Annotated in this window: 5 protein-coding genes; all 5 read left to right on the top strand. The window is 41.9% G+C overall.

What is annotated here, in order from left to right; genetic code table 11:
* Positions 1-193 (top strand): immunity protein YezG family protein (locus A3757_RS18025; RefSeq protein WP_156506395.1); only part of this gene is annotated, 193 nt, incomplete at its 5' end.
* 143 nt (positions 194-336) lie between these two features.
* On the top strand, positions 337-615 hold the full coding sequence (locus tag A3757_RS18020) for a type II toxin-antitoxin system RelE/ParE family toxin (RefSeq protein ID WP_068509678.1): 279 nt from the start codon (positions 337-339) through the stop codon (positions 613-615).
* Entirely contained in the window at positions 615-908 is a 294-nt protein-coding gene (locus A3757_RS18015) for a HigA family addiction module antitoxin (protein WP_068509680.1), read from the top strand. The genes A3757_RS18020 and A3757_RS18015 overlap by 1 nt, the downstream gene beginning before the upstream one ends.
* A 145-nt stretch (positions 909-1,053) precedes the next feature.
* Entirely contained in the window at positions 1,054-1,344 is a 291-nt protein-coding gene (locus A3757_RS18010) for a type II toxin-antitoxin system RelE/ParE family toxin (protein WP_068511197.1), read from the top strand.
* A gap of 14 nt (positions 1,345-1,358) precedes the next feature.
* Positions 1,359-1,649 (top strand): HigA family addiction module antitoxin, encoded by a 291-nt coding sequence (locus tag A3757_RS18005; RefSeq protein ID WP_068511195.1) that lies wholly within the window; start codon positions 1,359-1,361, stop codon positions 1,647-1,649.
* Positions 1,650-1,786: the final 137 nt, after the last annotated feature.

Genomic DNA, 1,786 nt, shown 5'->3' with positions numbered 1-1,786 from the left:
ATCCAAATTTAGTTATGTAATTGATGGTAAAAGGGTCTCAAAGGCACTTGTAAAACCTGAAAGAGAGCGGCTCTATACCGTTGTGCCTAAGCTTCACTCAGTTATGAAATCGCATACTGGCGGTGATTGGAAGTCATTTACACTAACTATAAATGAAACTGGTGAGGCTAAAACCAAATTTGAATACCAATAAAAGCTATAACAAGCAGCTCCACCGGACTCCGCAAAATGTGTCGCGCTTTTTGCTGGAGCAAAAAGTCACGCCAATTTTGCTCCTCCGGTGAGCTGGGCGTTATATTTATTGATGCGTAGTGCGCATCATGCTACCATCAGCTTATGATTAAATCGTTTAAGCATAAAGGTCTCAAAAAGTACTTTGAATCAGGGAGTACTGCGGGCATTCAGAATAGCCATGCAAGGAAATTGAAAATGCAACTGGCGGCTATCGATACTGCTCATGTAATCGAGGATGTTGATTTACCAGGTTATCAATTGCACCCATTAAAAGGTGACCGTGAAGGTATTTGGTCTATTTCGGTTAATGGTAACTGGCGAGTAACTTTCGAATTCAAAGATGGCAATGCATTCATATTAAATTACGAGGACTATCACTAATGAGCATGTATAACCCTCCTCATCCCGGTGAGTTCATTAAAGAAACATACCTTGAGCCGTTCGGTTATAGCTGCCGCTTTTTAGCCAAACAGCTAGATGTCGCATCATCGACACTTAACCGTATTTTAAAGGGGCAAAGTGGTGTAACACCTGAAATGGCATTAAGGCTATCCAAAGCTGTAGGTCGTAGTCCTGAAAGCTGGCTGGCAATGCAAGACAACTATGACCTTTGGCAGGCCAAACAAAATATCAATTTAGGTAACGTTCACTCAGTTTCTTTTGAGGCTGCGTGATTAAATATAACAAAGCAATCTTGCGGAACTCCGTGAGCTGTCACCCTGTTTGCAAAAACACGCAAACAAGCCGCCATCTAACTCCGTCGCGCAAATTGCGGCGTTATATGTTGCATGAATACCGTGTATTCGTTAATATGCCTAAATGATTATTTCCTTTGGCAATAAAACTACATCAGATCTGTTTAATGGTGTTTCTAGTCGTTGGGCACGAAAGCTGCCCAATCAGATACATGAGTTAGTTTTATATAAGCTTGATGTTATTAATGCTGCTCAGAACCTAGATGACCTTAAGTCGCCTCCCGGAAATAGGCTTGAGCTACTTAAAGGTGACCTAGACGGTTTCCATAGTATTCGTATTAATTCTCAGTGGCGTATTGTATTTCGCTGGGATTCTAACGCTGCTCATGATGTCCAAATAGTGGATTACCACTAAATATGAGGTAAATTATGATTCCTTCAAATCGCATAGCAACACACCCAGGAGTTATTCTTCTCAAAGAGTTTCTAGAGCCTCTTGAGGTAACTCAAAAAGCATTGGCATTACATCTAGGCGTTCCTATACAGCGCATAAATGAAATAGTGCGTGGTAAGCGTGGGGTAACCCCTGAAACTGCATGGCTATTATCAGAGTCTTTTAATACGTCACCTGAGTTTTGGCTTAATTTGCAGTCAGTTCATGACTTATCAGCAAAACGGCCAGAAAATCATATTCAGCCCCTACAAGCAGTAGGCATATAACCAAGTAATCTTGCGGAACTTCGTGGGCTGTCACCTTGTTTGCAAAAACACGCAAACAAGCCGCCATTCCACTCCGTCGCGCAAATTGCGGCGTTATATGCGCAAAAGTACCAAACACTTGTACGCGGTTTTCTTAG

Source organism: Oleiphilus sp. HI0117 (assembly GCF_001635235.1).
Note: the sequence above shows the minus strand (reverse complement) of the source record. Positions and strands in the feature narration are given on the sequence as shown.